Source organism: Pseudomonas sp. TSO6 (assembly GCF_056098905.1).
The window spans coordinates 1-309 of the sequence record NZ_JBLZWV010000102.1 but is presented as its reverse complement, the minus strand read 5'-3'; the positions used below and the strand labels follow the sequence as shown (position 1 = coordinate 309).

The following is a 309-nucleotide window of genomic DNA, read 5'->3' as shown; positions in this document are numbered from 1 at the left end:
CGACTTTGACTGCTTCGCCAAGCGTCACTGAAGGCGGCGTGATTACCTACACCGTGACCCTGAGCAACCCTGCCCAGACGCCGGTAACCGTGACCCTGTCCAACGGCCAGACCATTACCGTTGAAGCCGGCAAAACCCAGGGCAGTGTCGACTTCCAGACCCCGGCGAACGACGTCTACAATAACGGCTCGACCGTCAGCGTCACCATCGAAAACGCCACCGGCGGCAACTTCGAGCAGCTGACCCCGAACCCGACCCCGGCTCAGACCACGATCAACGATTCGGTCGACACCACCACTGCGACTTTGA

At 60.8% G+C, this 309-nt stretch carries 1 protein-coding gene; it reads left to right on the top strand.

Translation table 11 applies throughout. From position 1 onward, the window contains the following. Nucleotides 1–309 (top strand): immunoglobulin-like domain-containing protein (locus tag ACN6NG_RS29980; RefSeq protein WP_474317545.1); only part of this gene is annotated, 309 nt, incomplete at both ends.